A 20,024-nucleotide genomic window follows, 5' to 3' on the forward strand; every position below is an offset into this window, starting at 1 on the left:
TTCCCGTTCGACTTGCATGTGTTAAGCACGCCGCCAGCGTTCATCCTGAGCCAGGATCAAACTCTCTGATAAAATGTTTGATTCATTTACTCAAGACAACCGTTTGGCTATCTCTCGTTTTTACTGCTTTTGGTTCGTTAGAACCGTTCTTAAAAATGTAAAGAAATTTTCGAGAATCGTATGTGTTTCACTGTTTAGTTATCAAGGTTTGTTGTGTCTGTCTCTCAGACAGCTCGTTTATTTTATCTCATCTCTTTTTGTTTGTCAAGCACTTTTTTAAGTTTTTTTCAAACATTTTTGAGTTAAGATTTTGTTGTCGCTTCGTTGACGACTTGGATACTTTATCATATCTTCTGTCTTTTGTCAATAAGGAATTTCTTTTTTCTGAAATTCTTTTTAATTGTTTGTTTTTCAAAAACAATTATTTGCGACAGCTCAGTTATATTACCATAGGGTTTTATGCTTGTCAACCATAATTGTTGTCGTTTCGTTGACGACTTGGATACTTTATCATATCTTCTGTCTTTTGTCAACTATGAATTTCATTTTTCTGAAATTCTTTTTAATTGTTTATTTTTTGAAAACAATTATTTGCGACAGCTCAGTTATAATACCACTGGGAGTTATGCTTGTCAACCATAATTTTCATTTTTTTTAGATTTTCCTGGAAGTTTATTTTTATAGGACAATTTTTTATTCTTATTTGTAATTTTAAGATTATCTTTATTGTTGTTTATCGTGCTGTTTTTTAATAATAAGTCTCTTCGCTGGATGGCGCTATGCCGGTCGCATTTTCAATGCGGTAAGTGCGAGGGAAGGCGATCTCAGAGTTCCGTAGCCCGAACGCCCTCCCTCGCGCTCCCACCCCGTTGGGCACGGAAGGAGTTCTGCGTTGTTGTATGTACTGCGTTGTTGACTTTTGTCTGTATGCTTCGGTATTGGATGTGGAACGTTGTGCCGATCTGGTTCCTGTATTCTTCAGTACTTATGGTGGTATGCTGTGCCGATCTGCGATCTGGTTCTGGGATTCTTCGGTACTTATGGTGGTACGCTGGGCCGATCTGGTCCCTGTATTCTTCGATATTTATGGTGATGCGCTGGGCCGATCTGGTCCCTGTATTCTTCGATATTTATGGTGATACGCTGGGCCGATCCCGTTTCTGTATTCTTCGATACTTATAGGAATATTCTGTACCGGTCTGACATTTCAGGGCAGGACGCCCAGTCCGCTTCCATCCCCCGCATGTTTTTTCCTGTCGGCTGGAAGCGTCAGCCAGAGGAAGGGGGCATCGGGCCGGGCTGCTGCGGAGGAGGGGGGATTACTACTTGGGCTGCGGGAGACGGCGTTATTGCGGCAGGGGCTGCTGTCTGAGCCGCAGGCGAGTTCTGGCCCTGCCGCAATGCTTTTAGCCGTCTCACGGAGCCCTAGTAGTATCCCCCGACGGAGTCCCTGCCCGGAGCGATGCCACCTTCCTCTGGCGTTCCTCAACCACATCCCCCTCTCAAAACCTCAAAAACACCCCCGACTGCATCCACTCCCGGAGCGATGCCTCCTTCCTCTGGCGTCCCTCAACCACATCCCCCTAACGAAACCTCAAACGTATCCCCGCCTACCTCCAATGCTAAGAGCAGACGTCAAAAAAAATCTCTCGCACAGACATGAGACTCCGGCATTCTCTTTCCCTGGCCTTCCGTAAAAAATTAAAATGTATTATACTTATTGACAAGCGGATAAAAATATCCGCCGCTGTTTATGGCAAATATCACACAAAGGGAGGTTTTTATCATGGAATACAGACGTTTTGGAAACACGATCTATCTTCGTCTTGATCCGAAGGAAGAGATCCTGGAGGAGATCGGCAAGGTTGCAAAAAAAGAGAATATCCGCCTTGCACAGGTCACAGGCCTTGGCGCCATCAATGATTTCACTGCAGGCGTATACAACACAGTGACAAAGGAATACCACTCTATTCAGTTCCAGGGAGCGTTTGAGATCGTATCACTTACCGGTACCGTTACCCGCAAAGACGGTGACGTTTATCTTCATCTCCATATCGCAGCCGGTGACGAGGAAGGCCATGTACACGGCGGTCATCTGAACCGTGCCATCATCAGCGCTACTGCCGAGATCCAGATCCAGGTGATCGACGGAGAGATCGGCCGTGAGTTCAGTCAGGAGATCGGTCTGAATCTGTTTAAATTCTGATTTTGCCAGAGGGATTCCGGACACAGTCTACTGCTTTACAGTTTAAAAATTTCATCACACATAAAAAGGGTGAAACTACACAGCATAATGCTGTCAGCTCACCCTTTTCTTTAGCTTCAATATTGCCCTCTTCCGCAACATCTGCAATGCTGTCACTGCTGTCGCCAAACTCTTCCGCACTCTCTGTCACGGTTCCGGCTTCCGCCAGCGGCATTTCCTCCTGTGCATAGGCCGTCACGGTTCCGCTGACAGAAATGTGACTGTCACGGACGCCGCAAGCAGCCAAGCCATGATGGTACTCGTCTTTTTTCGCATACCTGTTCCTCCCTTTTCCTCTAATTCACTTTACAGTTTTCTGTAAAGCTGATATCACTCTGAATTTGCCTGATATTTTCTGTTCTGTCAACAAAGTGGATTTTAACAAAATCTGGTCCGATGGATGTTCGCAATTGAAGCAGGGGACTTCCCTGATTCACCGACATTTACATTGACAAATCCCCCTGTTATGGTATACTTTGATAATAAAACTATTTTACACTAAAATTATTTAACGAAAGCAAATGAATGTGAGGATCTGATCATTATGAAGAATTTAAAAATCGGTGATAAACTTACGAGATTTCCCCTGATCCAGGGTGGAATGGGCGTTGGTATCAGCCTTGGCCGTCTGGCAGGCACCGTTGCAAAGGAAGGCGGGATCGGAATCATTTCCACCGCTCAGATCGGCTACCGGGAAAAAGATTTCGACCGGAATACCGAAGAAGCCAACCAGCGGGCTATCCTGTCCGAGATGAAAAAAGCACGCAGGATTTCTCCTGACGGTATCATCGGCTACAACATCATGGTTGCACTGAAGGAGTACGCATCTCATGTAAAAGCCGCTGTCCATGCCGGCGCTGACCTGATCATCTCCGGTGCAGGACTTCCTACAGAGCTCCCTGCTCTTGTCAGCGGAAGCAAAACAAAGATCGCCCCCATTGTATCAACGGACAAATCTGCAAAGGTTATCCTGAAATACTGGGAAAGAAAGTACAAGCGCACTGCAGACCTTGTGGTGATCGAAGGTCCCCAGGCAGGCGGTCATCTGGGCTTCCACAAGGAAGAGCTGGATTCCTATACACCGGAAGCCTACGACAATGAGATCCGAAAGATCGTCCAGACTGTAAAAAGCTATGCCGCAAAATTCGGCACGGAAATCCCTGTAGTAGCTGCCGGCGGCATCGCCACGCACGAGGATGTAAAGCATGTCCTTGATCTTGGTGTGGACGGCGTTCAGGTTGCCACCCGTTTTATCCCAACGGAAGAATGTGACGCAGACATCCGGCTGAAAGAATCCCTGATTCACGCCGCAAAGGACGACATTGCCATTGTAAAAAGTCCGGTAGGTATGCCGGGACGTGCCATTATGAACTCCTTCATGCAGCACGTCATGGCCGGTAAAAAAATCCCGCACAGTCCCTGCCACCGCTGCCTTGCCAAATGTTCCCCCGGCGAGATCCCTTACTGCATTACTGACAAGCTGATCGCCGCCGTAAAGGGTGACGTGGAAAACGGTCTGCTGTTCTGCGGAGCAAAGGCTTATATGGCAGATAAGATCGAAACCGTGCACGATGTGATCGCTGATCTGTTTGGCACAAAGCCAGAATGCATCTGACTGTCATAAAGATAAACCTGCGCTGTCAGGCGCACTACACAAAAAGCCCCTGCTTTCATTGCTTTTCGCAGTGAAAACAGGGACTTCTGTTTTTCTACCGGTTATCGATCTTTTCCGGATACATGTCATGCTCTGTCAGGCGTTTCCAGGCAATCTCCTCCCATCTGGTCCCGACTTTTCCGTAATTGCAGTAGGGATCAATGGAAATGCCGCCTCTCGGAGTAAATTTTCCCCAGACCTCAATGTATTTCGGATCCATAAGACGGATCAGATCCTTCATAATGATGTTCACGCAATCTTCATGAAAATCTCCGTGATTGCGGAAGCTGAAAAGATACAGCTTCAGAGATTTGCTCTCCACCATTTTTTCACCGGGTACGTAGGATATCGTGATCGTTGCGAAATCCGGCTGTCCGGTAATGGGACAAAGGCTTGTAAATTCCGGGCAGTTAAATTTTACAAAGTAATCGTTGTCCGGGTGCTTGTTCAAAAATGTTTCCAGTACCTCCGGAGCATAATTGTCCGGATATTTTACTTTCTGATTTCCGAGAAGGGTGATCCCTTCTTTTTCCAGGTTTTCTCTGCTCATATTTTTTTCCTTTCTATGGTCGGGCGGATATTTATGATCCGATCTATCTGTCAAGTGCCGGGTCCTTCACTCCATTGAGACGGAATGCCTCTGCTCTGTCAATACAGGTTCCGCACACACCGCAGGGCTTTTCGCCGCCTTCGTAACAGCTCCAGGTCAGTTCATAAGGAACATTCAGCTCCAGGCCGGTTTTTACGACCTCTGCCTTTGTGCAGCTGACAAAAGGCGCCTCAACCTTCAGCTGACCGCCGCTTCCCTGATAGATCGCCTCGTTGATCGCATTGTGAAACGCACTGCTGCAGTCCGGATATGCATTTCCGGCTGCATCATCCGCATGTGCTCCGTAATAGATCACACTGCAGTTTTTTGACAGCGCAATACTTGCTGCCGAGGAAAGAAACAATCCGTTCCGGAACGGCACATAGGTTGAAACCGGTGAGCCATCAGTTTCCTTCAGCTGCTCTGCATAGCTTTCGTGCGGGATCTCTTTGTCTGAATGCTTCAGAAGCGAACAGTCACTGTACCGGAAGATCGGCTCCAGATCCAGATAAAGATGCTCCACTCCGTAATATTCTGCTGTTTTTCTGGCAGCCTCGATTTCTTTTGTGTGCTTCTGTCCGTAAGCTACTGTTAATGCAATTACATTCTCTTTTCCATATTTGTTTACGGCAAGCCCCAGGCAGGTGGTGGAATCCACACCGCCGCTTGCAAGTACAAGTGCTTTCATAGCGTTCTCCTTTTCTGCGGTATTTCTTGTTATATTGTGATATGTTTTCCTGTCATACTCCCCGTTTCTGCGGATCCCAGATCACCTTATGAAGCTGGATCTGAAGCTTTACATCGTTGAGCTTTTTTTCCATAAGGAAATCCACGATCTCCACCGGCTGGATCCTGCCGAAAACAGGGCTGAAATAAACTGCCGTTTTTTCGACCAGTCTGTACTTTTCCAGGATTTCCAGGGCTTTTTCCATATCTCTGCGGCTGCTGACCACAAATTTCAGCGTATCCTCACTGCCCAGAAGCTCCAGATTGGAAAGGAGCATCTCTTTTTCCATACCGCTGTCCGGTGTTTTATAATCCATGGTAAAGGATGGACGTTTTTTTAATATATGATAAGGCTTCAGATCCACACTTCCATTGGTTTCAATCTCCACACGCTGCGATGGATCCTCCAGGATTGCCTCGATCAGCTCTTCCATGCCTTTCCGTAAAAGTGGTTCCCCGCCTGTAAGTGTCACGTTTTTTACACCTGTCTCACGGATCCAGGAAAGAATCTCTTCTTTTGTCAGCCTTTCACTCTCACATCCCGGCTCATTTGCCCAGCTGGTATCACAATAGCTGCACTGAAGGTTACAGCCTTTAAATCTTATAAAAGCGGCCAGCTCCCCGGCCCGTCTGCCCTCTCCGTTGATACTGACAAATTTCTCTACAACCTGATACGTACTCATAACCCTGCTGCCTCCCTTTCTTCTTCCGATTCCCGGTAAGCCGCACAGTTATTTGGTGTTTCGTAAACAACTGCTCTTTTCACAGAATAACCTTTTTCTTTCATTTTTCTGAAAAAATACTCTGAAAAATTCTCTGCTGTAGGGCGAAAGGGAACCTTCACCAGATGAAATCCTTCTTCGTTCAGTGCTTCCAGGGTTTTTGGACGTAATGTATTTTCTTCATAGATCAGCGTGTGATCCATGGAATCTGCCAGCTCCTTCAGATCCTTTTTCAGATCTCCGAAATCTACCAGCATACCGCGCTCCTGACCGTTTTTCTCCAGTTCACGACTTTCTATCTCAATCTCCACATGCCAGCGATGGCCATGGATGTTGGAACACTTCCCGGTGTAACCGGACAAAAAATGTGCGGAATCGAAATCTGCTTCTGTTTTTAACTGATACATAAATTTTTCCTCCTTCTGGATCTGTCACACCACCCGGATATTTCCATAAATAAGAAAGAATCCTGCTTGCAGGATTCCCGGCCGTGATTCTTCTGTGATCTGCATGTCGGGCGGATATTCGCGATCCGCATTCGCTGCGCAGTTTTAAACCGAATAACTGCTTGATTCGGTTAAAGTAAAAAAAGGCAGACCCACCACGAGTCTGCCTTGATTCTCACATCTTCTTCAGCCCTGGTTTTATTTATAGACAGGATGGTACAAACGAACTGTCTTATATTTAATTTGTATGGTATTTCCGGAGATACTGCATCAAACGATAAATCGAACCAGTACAGCGTTTCGTAAATAACTATACCAATCGCGTAGGATGTGGATTCGAGTGTGCAGGTATAAAAACGCAGGCGTAGCGGGCTACGCCGAGGCTTTTATACCTGTGCAATCGGATTCACAGACAAGTGAGTGGTATAGTTATTTCGAAAACGCTGTACTAGATCATCCGCGTTCGCTGCTCACTCATGAGCGCAGTCGCTCCGCAACGATCTATGGGAACTTTCAGCTCCGGAACCACTGTAAATTTCCTGCGGGATTATCTTCTTCCGCAGCACTTCTTATATTTCTTGCCACTTCCGCACGGACACGGATCGTTCGGATAGATTTTTCTTGCAGATGCCGGCTGCATCGGCATTGCTGTCGGCACAAAGCTGTTCGGCATTGCAGTGTGCGGCTTGCCTGTGGCAAACGGCCATACTGCTCCTGAGATCTCATTCGGTGTGTAACCGCGGAATTCCAGCATTCTTGTGTTATTATTTGCCTCCATGATCAGCTTTGTAAATTTCTCAAGCTGGTCATCGTTAAACTGGATCCCCTTCTGGTTCAGGTTTTCCATGATCGCTGACATTCTGCCATCCATGGAGCATTCTTTGTAAATAAAGAACAGTACCTGATCCTTCACCGCATCAGAAACCTTCATCTCGTCCAGCAGGAATCTGCCCAGTCTCTGGTAAGAAGCAGATTTTGTCGGATAACCATTTTCGGAATAATCCAGGATCTCATCTACAGACGGAATATAGAATTTCCGTCCACCCTGACGTCTCTCGATATCCTTGTAGATGTTATTAACCAGTGCGGATTTCAGGATCAGCTGATCCTCCGCAAGCTCACAGATGCAGGCCTTCTCCGGAATGGTATGATACAGCTCGATGAACCTGTCATATCCGATGTCAAAGCCTTTTCTCTGCCTGAACATCTCATATACAGTCTTTGCCGGTGCAGATACATACAGATAGCTTACCATGACAAGACAATCCTTCAGCCAGTTTACCTGGCTGCGAAGTGTCCGGAACTCCGGTGTGTTGATCTGGTCGTAAACAGCTGCAACCTCTGCCGGAACTTCTGCGTAATCATCACTGTAGGAAACAAGATAGCCCATATCGTTCAGCCACTCCAAAGTACTCCACTCATGCTCTGCAACATGGAAGCATTTTCTCTGAATAGCTGCCTCAAAAGCCAGTACTTCCTGATCGTCTGCTACGAGGAAGCTTGCTTTCATAACTTCCGGTTTAAGAACCTCTGCGGCAACCTTTGCGGCGATCTCTTCCTGTTCCATTCCCTTGCAGTGAAGTCCAAGCTCACCTGCAATGCTGAGAAGGTCTTCTTTACGATAGGACATGAGGAAATCTTTTACTGTAGGATTTCTTCTGCTGCCTGTGGCTGCCTCATCTGCTTTTGCAGCTCTGGCAGCTGCCTCTACTGCTGCTACTGTTGCAGCAATGTCCTCAGATGCTTTGACTGTTTCCGCCTCTGTCTCAACTGCTGCAGTGCATTCCAGCTCCGGTGCCTCTGTCCAGTACGGATCATCCTCACCCTTTACTTCTTTTACAATAGAAGGAGCTTCTGCTGTTCCCTCGTCTTTCTTCTCAATGTCAACTCTGTATTCCGGGGCTTCCTTATCCGCACCATACTGACGGAAAGTAAACCATTTCTCGGAATCCATAAGCTCTGCAGTCTCTGTCTCGCCTGCATTTAATAATGTGAAATTATTCTTTGCTTCTCCGTCACCATTCTCACGGATCTGTACTTTTTTCTGAAAAAATTCAATCTCATATAGGCTGCCTGACGGATACTGAACCAGTTTTTCAAGCATGGCTGCCATATTTGCAAATGTAACGTCAGCCGCAACAGTACAACGTCTCCATACCGGCGGTTTCGTTCCTTTTCTTGTGATTTTTAACTGATAAAACATTCCTGTGTTCCTCTCCTGTAAATATATACCGGATCAGGAGACATACACAGCTCCTGACCCGGCGTAAGCAACTTCCCCTATGTTATACAAAAACAGGGAAATTGTCAATATTTGAGAGGCTTCTACAACACAATATCATATTTCTCAACCTGGATCACAGCATTTCCGTCACTGTGAAACAGAATCTCATCTGCTTCCACTGGTGTTGGGATCACGGTAGTCGCAGTTTTGCTTCCATCATTGATAAAAAGCTCTATGGAGCTTCGATCCAGGATAAAACGCAGCTTCAGATTTTGTCTGTCATCTGTGATCTGGAGCTTTCTTGTACATACAACATCACGCTGCACCCCGCTCCAGGTTCTGTCGATCTCCAGTATCTGTCTTTTTCGATCATAGGTAAAGACCGTTGTATATTCTTCATTGCGTGCAAGCTCGATCCGGAACTCATTGTACACATCCAATGCTTCCTGATTTTGATTTCCGGAGTTCCTGCTTCCATCCATGATGCCATCTGCGTTCTGCAGTTCCACAGTCAGATCGATCATTCGGCCACGGACGCCTTCAAGGCTTAAGCTCTCACCCACTTTTACATTCTCATAGCAGCAACGGTTTTTCCGATAATTCTCAATTTCCCGGACCGGCTTCTGCCAGATCTTTCCGTCACGATATTCCAGCTCTCTCGGAAGAGTCATCATTCCCTGCCATCTCTGCTTTTCCTTGATCACACAGCTATCCCAGGATTTCATCCAGGCGATCATCACTCTTCTTCCATCCGGAAGAAGGGTTGTCTGCGGCGCATAAAAATCAAGTCCGTAGTCCAGACTTACCGGTGCGTCTTTTTCAAATGTATGTTTTTCGCTGTCATAATCTCCCGTAAAATATAGAGAATTATGTCCATTATGAAACTCATACCCTTTTGCCCGCATATGCTGCGGAGAACAGATCAGCACATGTTTATCCCCGATCGGAAAGAAATCGGGGCATTCCCACATAACACCGATTTCTCCTGTGGAGTTCTCCGCAAGAATTGTTTCAAATTTCCATTCTTTCAGATCTTTACTGGAAAACAGAACTACCTGTCCAGGAATTTCTTCGCTGCGGCATCCTACGAGCATATGGTATGTTCCGTTATCTTCCCATACCTTCGGATCACGGAAATCAACTCTGCTGCATTTCTCCGGAAGCATATCCCCGGTGACTACCGGATTTTTCTCTGCTTTTACATAATCTTTTCCGTCACCCCAGGCAAGGCACTGATTCTGCCGGACTTCTTCTTTTCCATCCGGCAGCTTTTCTGTTGTAACTCCTGTGTAGATCAAAGCCTGTTTTCCATCCGCTTCAATAGCACTTCCGGAAAAGCATCCCTCTCGATCATATTCCTGATCCGGTGCAAGCGCTGCAGGAAGCTGCTCCCATCTGATCATATCCTCCGTCACACTGTGGCCCCAGTGCATAGGGCCCCAGTCACGGCTGTAAGGATGATACTGGTAAAAAAGATGTACCTTTCCTTTAAAAACAGAAAATCCATTGGGATCATTGATCCAGCCAACCGGTGCAGATACATGAAAGGCCGGTTTCTCTTCCTGCGGGATATTTTTTGCTTCCTCTATTTCATAAAGACGTGCTTTTTCAAGTTTTTCACTCATACTCTGCTCTCTCTTTCTTTTTTATGTTTCTGACCGGTATCTTTTTCTGTTTTTATTTCTCTGTCTCACTAAGAGACTTCTGATACTGGTCAAAATATTTCTGTTTGATCGCCAGATAATCAGACAGTCCATACTTCTCCATCTTTTTCAGATAGGAATCCCATTCTTTTTCGATGCCGCCATTCAGGATCCAGTCTGCTTTTTTCTGTTCCGCATACTTCTTGATATCTGTGTCGTACTGAGATACCTTATTGGTATCATCAATACTCATAAATACATTCGGATACACATATTCACTGTTCATATCCTTAAGATATGTTTCGTGCATATTGTCGAGACGCCATTTTGCATCTGCCGGCTCTGTTACATATACATCGTAATACTCGTTAAGTATTGCCAACGGTCCGTTTACAGACTGTGCTTCACGAACCTCTACCGGAGATGCATCTCCCAGATCCATATGCTTCAGCATCTGACCACCTTCTGCATTCTCGGACATCTCAAAGATATTAAATGAATCTTTTTCCCCGTAAGTACCCCAGTTATTCTGCGGAGACTGGATCGGTGCATACATCTGATCGATCCAGGCTGCTGCCAGCGCCGTATTCCGACAGCTTGTAGTCAGAACGCAGCGTCCTCTGTCAAAGCCACTGGTTTCACTGTTATTCTGTCTTGTGATATTTACAAGGCCATCCGGACCGGCCAGCGCCGGGAGCATTACATAATCTTCATTGTTATCAATATTTGCAATATCCCAGGTAAAACACAGACCATATCTGTGGTTCTTACCTTTTGCAACATAAGTTGACCATTCCTGGGTAAAAGCCTCCGGATCCACCAGATTTTCTTCTACCAGCTGATGAAGCCACTGGATGCCTTCTTTATAACCTTCCTGTACAGTTGTATAAATAACAGTTCCATCATCTTTCACTGCAAAATGATCACCGGTGTCACCATATCCTTCTCCAAATCCGTTGAGCAGAATTGCCGGATCCTGATCACCGTTATTGATAATAAAGGACATCGGGATTACATCACCCTCAATATCAAATTCCTGTTCCAGTTTATCTGCATTGTCGCGGAAAGCGATCAGAACCTGTTCCAGTTCCTCAGTTGTAGTCGGAACGTCCAGCTTCAGATAATCCAGCCATTTTTTATTAATGTAGGGAATATCTCCAATTGCCTGAATGGCTTCTTTCCCCGCACCAAGCTGCTCGATCCATGGGAAAGAATAAATATGTCCGTCCGGTGCTGTACACATTGTTTTGTATTCCGGGTATTTTTCAAATACAGCCTTAAGATTCGGCATGTATTTATCAATGAGATTTTCTACCGGAATAATGATTCCCTGTTTGGCATAACGAAGAAGATCATAATCACTCATCCCTGCGTTAAAAAGTCCATCCGGAAGATTTCCGAACTGTGCCAGCGCCAGATTTTTTTTGTCATCAAACTGATCCGATACAAAACAGGTCCAGTCAATGTGGACATTGGTCTGCTTTTCCAGTCTTTCAAAGATCGTTCTTTCATTAGGTTCCTGTGTAGATGTTGCAGGTGCACTGGTAATAAAAGACAGCTCTGCTTTTTCTTTCAGAGGAAAGGACACATCTTCCACCGGGATATCCGGATCTGTTTCTGCTTTCATGTGTTCTTTTCCGTTTCCACATCCGGCACTGCATACCATTATAATTGCAGAAAGCCCGATTGCCAATAATGCCTTCATTCTTTTTTTCATCATTATCAACCTCCTGTCATCAGCCTTTTACAGAACCAACCATAATGCCCTGGTCAAAATATTTCTGGAAGAATGGATACATGATCAGAAGCGGTAAACTTGATACAATGATCGTAGCATATTTCAGAAGTTCCGCTACCTTTGCCATCTGTGCAGTACTCTGGATATCTGCGATCATTCCGGGCTGCGGTGTATTCTGCACAAGGATGGAACGAAGTACCAGCTGCAATGGCTGCAGTTTCGCATCATTCAAATAAATCATAGCGTCAAAATAACTGTTCCACATTCCTACAAAGGACCACAGTGCAAGCACTGCAATGATCGGTTTGCATACCGGCATCATAATCTTGAAAAAATGCTCAATTTCCGTGGCACCGTCAATGGCAGATGCCTCTCTGAGTTCCTTGGGGATAGACTGATAATAGGTTCTGGCAAGGATCATGTTCCAGACATTAAACGCACCCGGAAGCAGGATTGCCCAGATTGTATTTACCAGATGCAGCTGATTGATCAGGATAAAAGTCGGGATCATTCCTCCACCGAAAAACATAGTGATGAGAAAAATAACATTGAAGAAATTTCTTCCCACAAATTCTTTCTTGGACATGGGATATGCTGCCAGCAGAGTTACCAGAACTGAAATAATGGTAAACACCAGGGAATAAAAAAATGAGTTTGCAAAGCCTCTCCAGATCATATTATTTTCAAGAACTCTGCGGTACGCATCGATCGTCCACTTCCGCACATCAAGGCTGATCCCCTGGCTGTTCAGCACATTCGGATCCATAAAAGATGCGATCACAACATATAAAAGCGGAACCAGAATGGAAAGTACAAATGCACCCAGAAGTACGTATCCGATTCCTAAAATGGCTTTGTCAGATGCCGAATATTTCTTTTTCTTTGCTTTTGCCATAACAGCACCTCCTATAATCCCTCTCCGTCATTCAGTTTCTTGACTACCCAGTTTACAAAGATCAAAAGAATTACATTGATCACTGAATTAAACAGCCCCACTGCTGTAGAATATCCATAGTCTCCATTCAGAAGACCGATTCTGTATACATAAGTAGAAAGAATCTCAGATGCAGGGAGGTTCATATCTGTCTGCAGTGCATATGCTTTTTCAAAACCAATGCTCATAATATTTCCGGCCTGAAGAATAAACTGGATCACAATGATGTTTTTAATAGCCGGAAGCTGTACATACCAGATCTGCTGCAGGATATTTGCTCCATCCACCACTGCTGCCTCTTCCAGATCCTTACTTGCATTGGCAAGTGCTGCTGTATACATAATGGACGCCCATCCGGCTGTCTGCCATATTCCGCTGGCTATGTAGATCGTGCGGAACGCCGCCGGCATGGTCATCCAGTTGGCATCAGAACCGATCAGTTTATTCAGCGGACCTACCGGTGAAAGAAACATACGAACCATACCACAGAGTACGATAACGGAAATAAAATTCGGCGCATAGATCAGAAGCTGAATTTTTTTCCTGATCCCGGCTCTCCGGATCTGATTCAGAAGAAGTGCCAGGATGATCGGAATCGGAAATCCCCACAGCAGTCCGTAAATACTCAGTTTCAGAGTGTTCACAAGATAATTCATAAAATCCGGTGATGCCAGAAATCTCCGGAAGTATTCCAGTCCTACCCATTTGCTTCCAAATACACCATCAATGACATTGTAGTCCTCAAAAGCGATCAGTACGCCACCCATGGGCACGTATTTGAAGATGATCGTCAGAAGAAGTGCAGGCAGCAGAAAAAACACATACAGCTGCCAGTTCTTTTTCACATACTGAAGCTTTTCTGCGGCAGTTCTTTTTCCTGCCGGAACAGCTTTCGCAGAACCTTTTTTCATTCTCTTTTCCTCCCTTTTTTGTTCTTTCGTCCTTGTTTAGTAACCGGTAAAGTAACCGGTTACTTTATAATTTGATACTACTATATGCCATAGCTTCTGTCAACCTTTTTTGTTAATTTATTCAAAAAAAGTAACCGGTAACTTAACTGGTTATTTTTTTATTGCTATTTAACGTCTGTATTGTTATACTTAATTATATCAATCCAATCATCCTGTACGGTCTGCAGATTTCTCTTATATAATTGCATCTGCATTCCGTATCATAACTTTCTGCTGTTAAAAGGAGAATATTTTTTTATGGCTAAAAAACAGGTAACATTTGCCGATATTGCAGAATACACGGGTTTTTCCAAGACCACGATCTCGAGATATTTCAATCATCCGAATTCTCTGACTCTGGAAAATCAGGAAAAGATCGCAAAAGCCCTTGATGAGCTCGGCTACAGAAAAAACAAGCTTGCCAGGGTTCTTGCCAATGGGAAAAGCGAATTTGTAGGGATCATTGTCCCGAACCTTTATCTTCATTATTATTCCGAAATGCTGACACAGCTTCTTCGAAGTTACTCCGACTATCATTACAAATTTCTGGTTTTTGTCAGTGATGGCGGCCCGGAGAAAGAAATGCAGTATCTGGACGAGCTGATGGCTTATAAGATTGAAGGACTTATTGTTCTCAGCCATACTCTTTCCTCTGAAAAACTGGCTTCCTATAATATTCCTGTGATCGCCATTGAACGGGAAGCGGAACGTATATGCAGCGTTACAACAGACAATTACATGGGCGGCATGCAGGCTACTTCTCTGCTGATACGTAATCAGTGTGATGTACTGATCCACATCAATGTCCATGTACCTGAGAATATTCCGGCTTATGACCGTATCCGTGCCTTTGAGGAAACATGTCGGGAATATCATGTTCCTTATGAACTGAACCTTACTGTTTCCGGCGATTCCTATCAGGAGCTTTTTGAACAGATGCGTGTGATCTTTCAGGATATTGACAGTAAATATTCCGGTCAGAAAAAAGGCATATTTTTATCCAATGATACTTACGCAAATATATTTCTCAATCTGATCTTCCAGAAATACAACTGTCTGCCGGATGAATATCAGATCATCGGATTCGATAATTCGCCCATTGCTGCGGAGTCCATCATCCCGATCACTACTATCGGACAGCAGATTGATGTGATCGCACAGACTACCATGGAACTGCTTGTGGAACAGATGAACGAAATGAAAAAAAGAAAACCGGCACCGCTTCAAAAACCGATTCACAAAAAGATCACTCCTGTTCTGATACGACGACAGACAACAGGAGAGTGAAAATACTTACATAAATATCTATTCAGGGAGGAAATCATGAAAAAAGATCAGGAAATTTTCCAGAAACGTTTAAACCATCATCACGACGAGCTTCGATGGCTGTACACAGAGCTTTATCACAATGACGATATGTTTGCAGAGCTCTGCGACCAGATGTACCAGTATTTTACAGCACGCCGCCGCGCTCTCAAAAACCGGGACCTCGAAAGAGAAAAAAATCCGGACTGGTTCCGCCAGAAGGATATGCTGGGCATGATGCTCTATATTGACAATTTTGCCGGCAACATCAAGGGAGTTTCTGACAAGCTTCCATATCTTAAGGAATGCAACGTGAACTGTCTGCATCTGATGCCGTTCCTGGATACCCCGAAGGGCCGCTCCGACGGTGGTTACGCAGTAGCCGACTTCCGCAAAGTCCGCCCGGACCTTGGTACCATGAAGGATCTGGCTGCCCTTGCAGATAAATGCCACAAAAACGGAATGAATCTGTGTATGGATTTTGTTATGAACCACACTTCCGAGGATCATGAGTGGGCCAGAAAAGCACGCCAGGGTGACGGCGAATATATGAGCCGTTATTTCTTCTACAACAACCGTGAGATCCCGGACGAGTACGAAAAGACCGTACCACAGGTATTCCCAACCACTGCTCCGGGGAACTTTACCTGGCTTCCGGATATCGGTCACTATGTCATGACTACCTTTTATCCGTACCAGTGGGATCTGAACTACGGCAATCCCCGTGTTTTCAATGAGATGATGTACAACTTCCTCTTCCTTGCAAATCAGGGAATGGATGTGATTCGTATCGATGCGGTTCCGTATATCTGGAAGGAGCTGGGAACTCCCTGCCGTAACCTGAGGCAGGTGCATACGATTGTTCGTATGATGCGTATGATCGCTGAGATCGTCTGCCCAAGTGTTGTACTTCTGGGTGAGGTTGTTATGGAGCCGGAAAAGGTTGTTCCTTATTTCGGAACCGTAGAGAAGCCGGAATGCCATATGCTTTACAATGTAACAACCATGGCTACAACCTGGAACAGTATTGCCACCCGTGATATCCGCCTTCTTAAAAAACAGATGGACATTGTAAACAGCCTTCCGAAGCAGTACACCTTCCTGAATTATCTCCGCTGTCATGACGATATCGGCTGGGGACTTGATTTCGCCACCCTGAAAGAATGGGGCATGGATGAGCCCTCCCATAAGCGTTACCTGAATGATTTCTTTACAGGAAAGCATCCGGGAAGCGACAGCCGCGGAGAGCTCTATAATGATGACCCTGTAACTCAGGATGCCCGTTTCTGCGGAACTACTGCTTCCATGTGCGGGATCGAGGCTGCCCTTTTTGAAAAAGATGACGAGAAGCTGAAAAGGGGTATCCGTGAGGATCTGATGCTTCACGCATATATGCTTACCCAGTCCGGGATCCCGATGCTTTACAGCTCCGATGAAATCGGACGTCTCAATGATTATTCCTATAAAGAGGATCCTGATAAGGCAGCAGATTCCCGCTATATCCACCGTGGTGCTTTCCAGTGGGAGCTTGCCGGAAAAAGAAAATCCAAAGCCTCCGTTGAGGGACAGATCTTCCAGACTCTGGACCGCATGGAACAGATCCGCAGCCAGGAATCTGTTTTTGATAAGGACTGTGACGTGTATACATACGATGTTCATGATGACAGCATTCTCTGCATCCTCCGCCAGAAAGGAAACGAACGTTTCATCGGAATCTTCAACTTCAGTGACAGCGAAAAAACTGCCTGGATGCAGGAGGAAGGAACCTTCCGCGATCTTATCACTGACCAGACACTGGAGCTTAAGGACGTGGAGCTTCCGGCTTATGGATTTATGTGGTGTAAGAGGATATAATGGTCTTGTGGCAGTTTCCAGGATCATGAAATCACTGACTTACCTTTAATTTGCTATTCATGTAAATAAAAAAGACGTGGCCTTATGGATCGATATGTTTCGTTCATTAACAACTCAGTAAATGAACGAACCTGTCAATCCGGGTCCACGCCTTTTTATTATGTAATATCTTTATTTTTTATAAGCTGTTCTGACATTCAGAAATTACTTGCAGAGCTCCTCTGCCATTGCATCGATCTCTGCCACATTCTCATCGCTGAGGGAGGACATGATCTTTACATTGTTCTCAAGCCATGTGATATTTTTGCTCTTCTCGAACATTCCTTTCATGACTTTGGCTGCAGTCGGTGCCCAGCTTCCGTTCTCAATGAGGCCGATGGTTCGGTTCTGGTAATTACGCTCTGTCAGGTTCTCGATGAATGTACGCATAAACGGGAAGGCTTCTCCGTTGTATGTAATGCTGGCCAGTACCAGCTTGCCGTAGCGGAAAGCGTCTTCCACTGCCTCTGCCATGTCTTCTCTTGCAAGATCGCAGACAACAACCTTCGGGCAGCCCTTTTCTTCCAGCTTCTGTGCAAGAAGCTCTGCTGCTTTCTTTGTATGTCCGTATACAGATGTGTAGGCGATCATTACGCCTTCGCTCTCTACTTTATAAGAAGACCAGATATCATATTTCTCCAGATAATGTCCAAGATTTTCGGTAAGGATCGGTCCGTGAAGCGGGCAGATGGTCTGGATATCAAGAGTTGCTGCTGCCTTGAGAAGCTTCTGTACCTGCGGACCGTATTTTCCGACGATTCCGATATAGTAGCGACGTGCTTCGCGGTCCCAGTCCTCTTCTACATCGAGAGCTCCGAATTTGCCGAAGCCATCAGCAGAAAACAGCACCTTGTCTGTGCTGTCATATGTAACCATGACCTCCGGCCAGTGAACCATCGGTGCAAATACGAAGGTAAGGACATGTTTTCCAAGTGTCAGGGTGTCACCGTTGGCTACCACCAGCTTCTTTCCCTCCAGGTTCATTCCACGGAAGAAATTCTCCATCATGGTAAAGGTCTTTGTGTTGGCAACAACAGTTGTATCCGGGTATGCTTTCATGAAATTCTCAATATTTGCTGCATGGTCCGGCTCCATATGCTGAACTACAAGATAATCCGGTTTCGCACCATCCAGAACTTCTGCAACTTTTCCCAGCCACTCTTCTGTGAAGCCGGCATCTACAGTGTCCATAACTGCGATCTTCTCATCTTTGATCACATAGGAGTTGTAGGACATTCCATTTGGTACTACATACTGTCCCTCGAACAGGTCTACCTGATGATCGTTTACGCCTACATAATAAATATCATTTCCGATTTTCATTGTATTGGTTTCCTCCTTAGTCTGCTGTATTTTATTTTTCCAATATTTTTGAAAATACTTTCTTATTGCTCTCATTTATTATATCATTGTTCGTACTGAAATCAATGCAGAATCTATAAATAAAAACAAACCTCTGCGCCTGGTGAAAGAGCCATTTTCCCCTCTTTACAAACCTATTTCAACATAGTATTGTATACCTTGGATGAAGGATTTTTTATAATTTTTTATGAGGTAAACTATGTGTGAAAATGAAAAAAAGAAAACGCATTCCATTGAGATGACCTCCGGCTCTCTCTGGAAAAATCTCCTCCTTTTCAGCCTTCCCCTGATGGGGTCACAGGTATTGGAGGTTCTTTTTAACTTAAGTGATGTTGCGGTTGTGGGGCGATTTGCAGATTATATGGCACTTGGAGCTGTCGGTTCCACAACTCTGCTGGTCACTTTATTTACCGGAATCCTGATCGGCATGGGCGCCGGAGTCAATGTTCGTGTAGCACACGAACTTGGTGCCGAAAACAGAAAGGGTACCGAAGAAACGATCCATACATCTCTTCTTCTCTGTGCCATTGCAGGACTTCTGGTCTGTGTCGTCTGTCTTCTGTTTTCCGGACAGATGCTGTCCATGATGAATACGAAACCGGAGCTGATGGACCAGGCTGTTTTATATATGAAGATTTATGCTCTGGGTATGCCGGCCATGGCTGTATACAATTTCGGTAACGGCGTATTAAGTGCCCGCGGCGATACGAAGCGACCACTGATCTATCTTTCCATTGCCGGAGTGATCAACGTTCTTCTGAACCTGTTTTTTGTTATCGTCTGTCATATGGCCGCCGCAGGTGTGGCAACTGCCAGCGCGATCGCCCTGTATATATCCGCTGCTCTGGTAATGATCCACCTCCTCCGGAGAAAAGACGAATGCAGGGTATCCCTGCGTAAACTCCATCTTCACCCAAAGGCCTGTAAAGCAGTACTGCTTCTTGGTATTCCCACAGGTCTGCAGAACGGAATTTTTGCCATTGCAAATCTGTTCGTACAGGCCGGCGTCAACTCCTTCGATGCAGTCACAGTTTCCGGAAATGCTGCCGCTGCAAATGCAGACTCCCTGATCTACAACGTCATGTTCGCCTTCTATACTGCATGCGCAAGCTTCATCGGTCAGAACTGGGGTGCCGGAAATAAAAAACGTATGCTGAAGACTTATGGGATCAGCCTTACATATGCCTTCATCGCAGGCGCGATCCTTGGTGGACTGCTTCTTGTTTTCGGTCCGCAGTTTTTGTCACTGTTCGCCACAGAACCGGCCGTCATTGATGCCGGCATGGAAAGGATCCGGATCATGGGCTTCAGCTATGCTTTCAGCTGTTTTATGGATTGCAGTATCGCCGCTTCCCGTGGCATCGGAAAAAGTATCCCACCGACCATCATCATTATTCTGGGATCCTGTGTATTCCGTGTCATCTGGTTCTATACGGTGTTCGCACACTTCCAGACCATTTCCTCGCTTTATCTCCTGTATATTTTCTCATGGGGAATTACAGGCTTTGCGGAGGTTCTGTTCTTTGCTGTAAGCTTCCGAAAAATCCGGGCCTGAAACTTCAAATACATAGCGCCAGACGAAGCATTGATCTG

16 protein-coding genes and 1 rRNA gene are annotated in these 20,024 nt (G+C 45.4%); 5 read left to right on the plus strand and 12 right to left on the minus strand.

Going from position 1 to position 20,024, the window contains the following annotated elements:
• Window positions 1–72: ribosomal RNA gene (locus tag DWX61_RS16510) — 16S ribosomal RNA — on the minus strand; the annotation flags it as partial.
• Window positions 73–1,786: 1,714 nt separating this feature from the next.
• On the opposite strand from DWX61_RS16510, the gene DWX61_RS16520 reads away from it, so the two are divergent.
• Window positions 1,787–2,206 (plus strand): PPC domain-containing DNA-binding protein, encoded by a 420-nt coding sequence (locus tag DWX61_RS16520; RefSeq protein ID WP_044962367.1) that lies wholly within the window; start codon window positions 1,787–1,789, stop codon window positions 2,204–2,206.
• Here DWX61_RS16520 and DWX61_RS16525 read toward each other — a convergent pair.
• Window positions 2,196–2,492, minus strand: coding sequence for a hypothetical protein (locus DWX61_RS16525; protein ID WP_138276747.1), 297 nt, complete (start codon window positions 2,490–2,492; stop codon window positions 2,196–2,198). The two genes, DWX61_RS16520 and DWX61_RS16525, sit on opposite strands and share 11 nt — an antisense overlap.
• A gap of 297 nt (window positions 2,493–2,789) precedes the next feature.
• On the opposite strand from DWX61_RS16525, the gene DWX61_RS16530 reads away from it, so the two are divergent.
• Complete coding sequence (locus DWX61_RS16530) at window positions 2,790–3,860, plus strand: NAD(P)H-dependent flavin oxidoreductase (RefSeq protein ID WP_118626425.1); 1,071 nt, start codon at window positions 2,790–2,792, stop codon at window positions 3,858–3,860.
• A 94-nt stretch (window positions 3,861–3,954) separates the two neighbouring features.
• Here the strand turns inward: DWX61_RS16530 and queF are convergent, their stop codons facing one another.
• The 9 genes from queF to DWX61_RS16575 form a co-directional block, all read right to left on the minus strand.
• Window positions 3,955–4,449 carry a preQ(1) synthase gene (queF, locus tag DWX61_RS16535; RefSeq protein WP_118626427.1) on the minus strand — a complete coding sequence of 165 codons (495 nt, stop codon included), beginning with the start codon at window positions 4,447–4,449 and terminating at the stop codon, window positions 3,955–3,957.
• A 43-nt stretch (window positions 4,450–4,492) separates the two neighbouring features.
• On the minus strand, window positions 4,493–5,209 hold the full coding sequence (queC, locus tag DWX61_RS16540; protein WP_270391407.1) for a 7-cyano-7-deazaguanine synthase QueC: 717 nt from the start codon (window positions 5,207–5,209) through the stop codon (window positions 4,493–4,495).
• 19 nt (window positions 5,210–5,228) lie between these two features.
• Entirely contained in the window at window positions 5,229–5,897 is a 669-nt protein-coding gene (gene queE, locus DWX61_RS16545) for a putative 7-carboxy-7-deazaguanine synthase QueE (RefSeq protein WP_118626429.1), read from the minus strand.
• Window positions 5,894–6,343: a 6-carboxytetrahydropterin synthase QueD gene (queD, locus tag DWX61_RS16550; protein WP_118626431.1), complete on the minus strand. Its 450-nt coding sequence runs from the start codon at window positions 6,341–6,343 to the stop codon at window positions 5,894–5,896. The genes queE and queD overlap by 4 nt, the downstream gene beginning before the upstream one ends.
• A gap of 586 nt (window positions 6,344–6,929) precedes the next feature.
• Window positions 6,930–8,585 (minus strand): YecA family protein, encoded by a 1,656-nt coding sequence (locus tag DWX61_RS16555; protein ID WP_118626483.1) that lies wholly within the window; start codon window positions 8,583–8,585, stop codon window positions 6,930–6,932.
• 122 nt (window positions 8,586–8,707) lie between these two features.
• The gene (locus tag DWX61_RS16560; protein WP_118626433.1) at window positions 8,708–10,231 is read right to left on the minus strand and encodes a glycoside hydrolase family 32 protein; all 1,524 of its coding nucleotides are present in this window, start codon (window positions 10,229–10,231) and stop codon (window positions 8,708–8,710) included.
• A 52-nt stretch (window positions 10,232–10,283) separates the two neighbouring features.
• A complete protein-coding gene (locus tag DWX61_RS16565) occupies window positions 10,284–11,969 on the minus strand; it encodes a type 2 periplasmic-binding domain-containing protein (RefSeq protein ID WP_330612685.1) in 1,686 nt (561 codons plus the stop codon).
• A 16-nt stretch (window positions 11,970–11,985) separates the two neighbouring features.
• Complete coding sequence (locus DWX61_RS16570; protein WP_118626435.1) at window positions 11,986–12,882, minus strand: carbohydrate ABC transporter permease; 897 nt, start codon at window positions 12,880–12,882, stop codon at window positions 11,986–11,988.
• Between the two features lie 11 nt (window positions 12,883–12,893).
• Complete coding sequence (locus DWX61_RS16575) at window positions 12,894–13,832, minus strand: ABC transporter permease (RefSeq protein ID WP_015526649.1); 939 nt, start codon at window positions 13,830–13,832, stop codon at window positions 12,894–12,896.
• A 297-nt stretch (window positions 13,833–14,129) separates the two neighbouring features.
• Between DWX61_RS16575 and DWX61_RS16580 the strand changes: the two genes are divergently transcribed.
• Both DWX61_RS16580 and DWX61_RS16585 read left to right on the plus strand, forming a co-directional pair.
• Window positions 14,130–15,158 carry a LacI family DNA-binding transcriptional regulator gene (locus DWX61_RS16580; protein ID WP_118626437.1) on the plus strand — a complete coding sequence of 343 codons (1,029 nt, stop codon included), beginning with the start codon at window positions 14,130–14,132 and terminating at the stop codon, window positions 15,156–15,158.
• Between the two features lie 36 nt (window positions 15,159–15,194).
• Window positions 15,195–17,030, plus strand: a complete 1,836-nt coding sequence (locus DWX61_RS16585; RefSeq protein ID WP_118626439.1) for an amylosucrase — start codon at window positions 15,195–15,197, stop codon at window positions 17,028–17,030.
• Between the two features lie 204 nt (window positions 17,031–17,234).
• On the opposite strand, the gene DWX61_RS16590 is transcribed toward DWX61_RS16585, so the two are convergent.
• Entirely contained in the window at window positions 17,235–18,392 is a 1,158-nt protein-coding gene (locus tag DWX61_RS16590) for an FprA family A-type flavoprotein (RefSeq protein ID WP_118516062.1), read from the minus strand.
• Between the two features lie 238 nt (window positions 18,393–18,630).
• Between DWX61_RS16590 and DWX61_RS16595 the strand changes: the two genes are divergently transcribed.
• Window positions 18,631–19,986 (plus strand): MATE family efflux transporter, encoded by a 1,356-nt coding sequence (locus DWX61_RS16595; RefSeq protein WP_118626441.1) that lies wholly within the window; start codon window positions 18,631–18,633, stop codon window positions 19,984–19,986.
• The last annotated feature ends 38 nt before the right edge of the window (window positions 19,987–20,024 follow it).

It is taken from the genome of Ruminococcus sp. AF20-12LB (assembly GCF_003478985.1).
Classification (GTDB): Bacteria; Bacillota; Clostridia; order Lachnospirales; family Lachnospiraceae; genus Blautia_A.

Coding starts and splice junctions, on each gene's coding strand:
- DWX61_RS16520 (WP_044962367.1), top strand. CDS start 1,787: ATGGAATACAGACGTTTTGGAAACACGATCTATCTTCGTCTTGATCCG.
- DWX61_RS16530 (WP_118626425.1), top strand. CDS start 2,790: ATGAAGAATTTAAAAATCGGTGATAAACTTACGAGATTTCCCCTGATC.
- queF (WP_118626427.1), bottom strand. CDS start 4,449: ATGAGCAGAGAAAACCTGGAAAAAGAAGGGATCACCCTTCTCGGAAAT.
- queE (WP_118626429.1), bottom strand. CDS start 5,897: ATGAGTACGTATCAGGTTGTAGAGAAATTTGTCAGTATCAACGGAGAG.
- queD (WP_118626431.1), bottom strand. CDS start 6,343: ATGTATCAGTTAAAAACAGAAGCAGATTTCGATTCCGCACATTTTTTG.
- DWX61_RS16555 (WP_118626483.1), bottom strand. CDS start 8,585: ATGTTTTATCAGTTAAAAATCACAAGAAAAGGAACGAAACCGCCGGTA.
- DWX61_RS16560 (WP_118626433.1), bottom strand. CDS start 10,231: ATGAGTGAAAAACTTGAAAAAGCACGTCTTTATGAAATAGAGGAAGCA.
- DWX61_RS16565 (WP_330612685.1), bottom strand. CDS start 11,969: ATGATGAAAAAAAGAATGAAGGCATTATTGGCAATCGGGCTTTCTGCA.
- DWX61_RS16570 (WP_118626435.1), bottom strand. CDS start 12,882: ATGGCAAAAGCAAAGAAAAAGAAATATTCGGCATCTGACAAAGCCATT.
- DWX61_RS16575 (WP_015526649.1), bottom strand. CDS start 13,832: ATGAAAAAAGGTTCTGCGAAAGCTGTTCCGGCAGGAAAAAGAACTGCC.
- DWX61_RS16580 (WP_118626437.1), top strand. CDS start 14,130: ATGGCTAAAAAACAGGTAACATTTGCCGATATTGCAGAATACACGGGT.
- DWX61_RS16585 (WP_118626439.1), top strand. CDS start 15,195: ATGAAAAAAGATCAGGAAATTTTCCAGAAACGTTTAAACCATCATCAC.
- DWX61_RS16590 (WP_118516062.1), bottom strand. CDS start 18,392: ATGAAAATCGGAAATGATATTTATTATGTAGGCGTAAACGATCATCAG.
- DWX61_RS16595 (WP_118626441.1), top strand. CDS start 18,631: ATGTGTGAAAATGAAAAAAAGAAAACGCATTCCATTGAGATGACCTCC.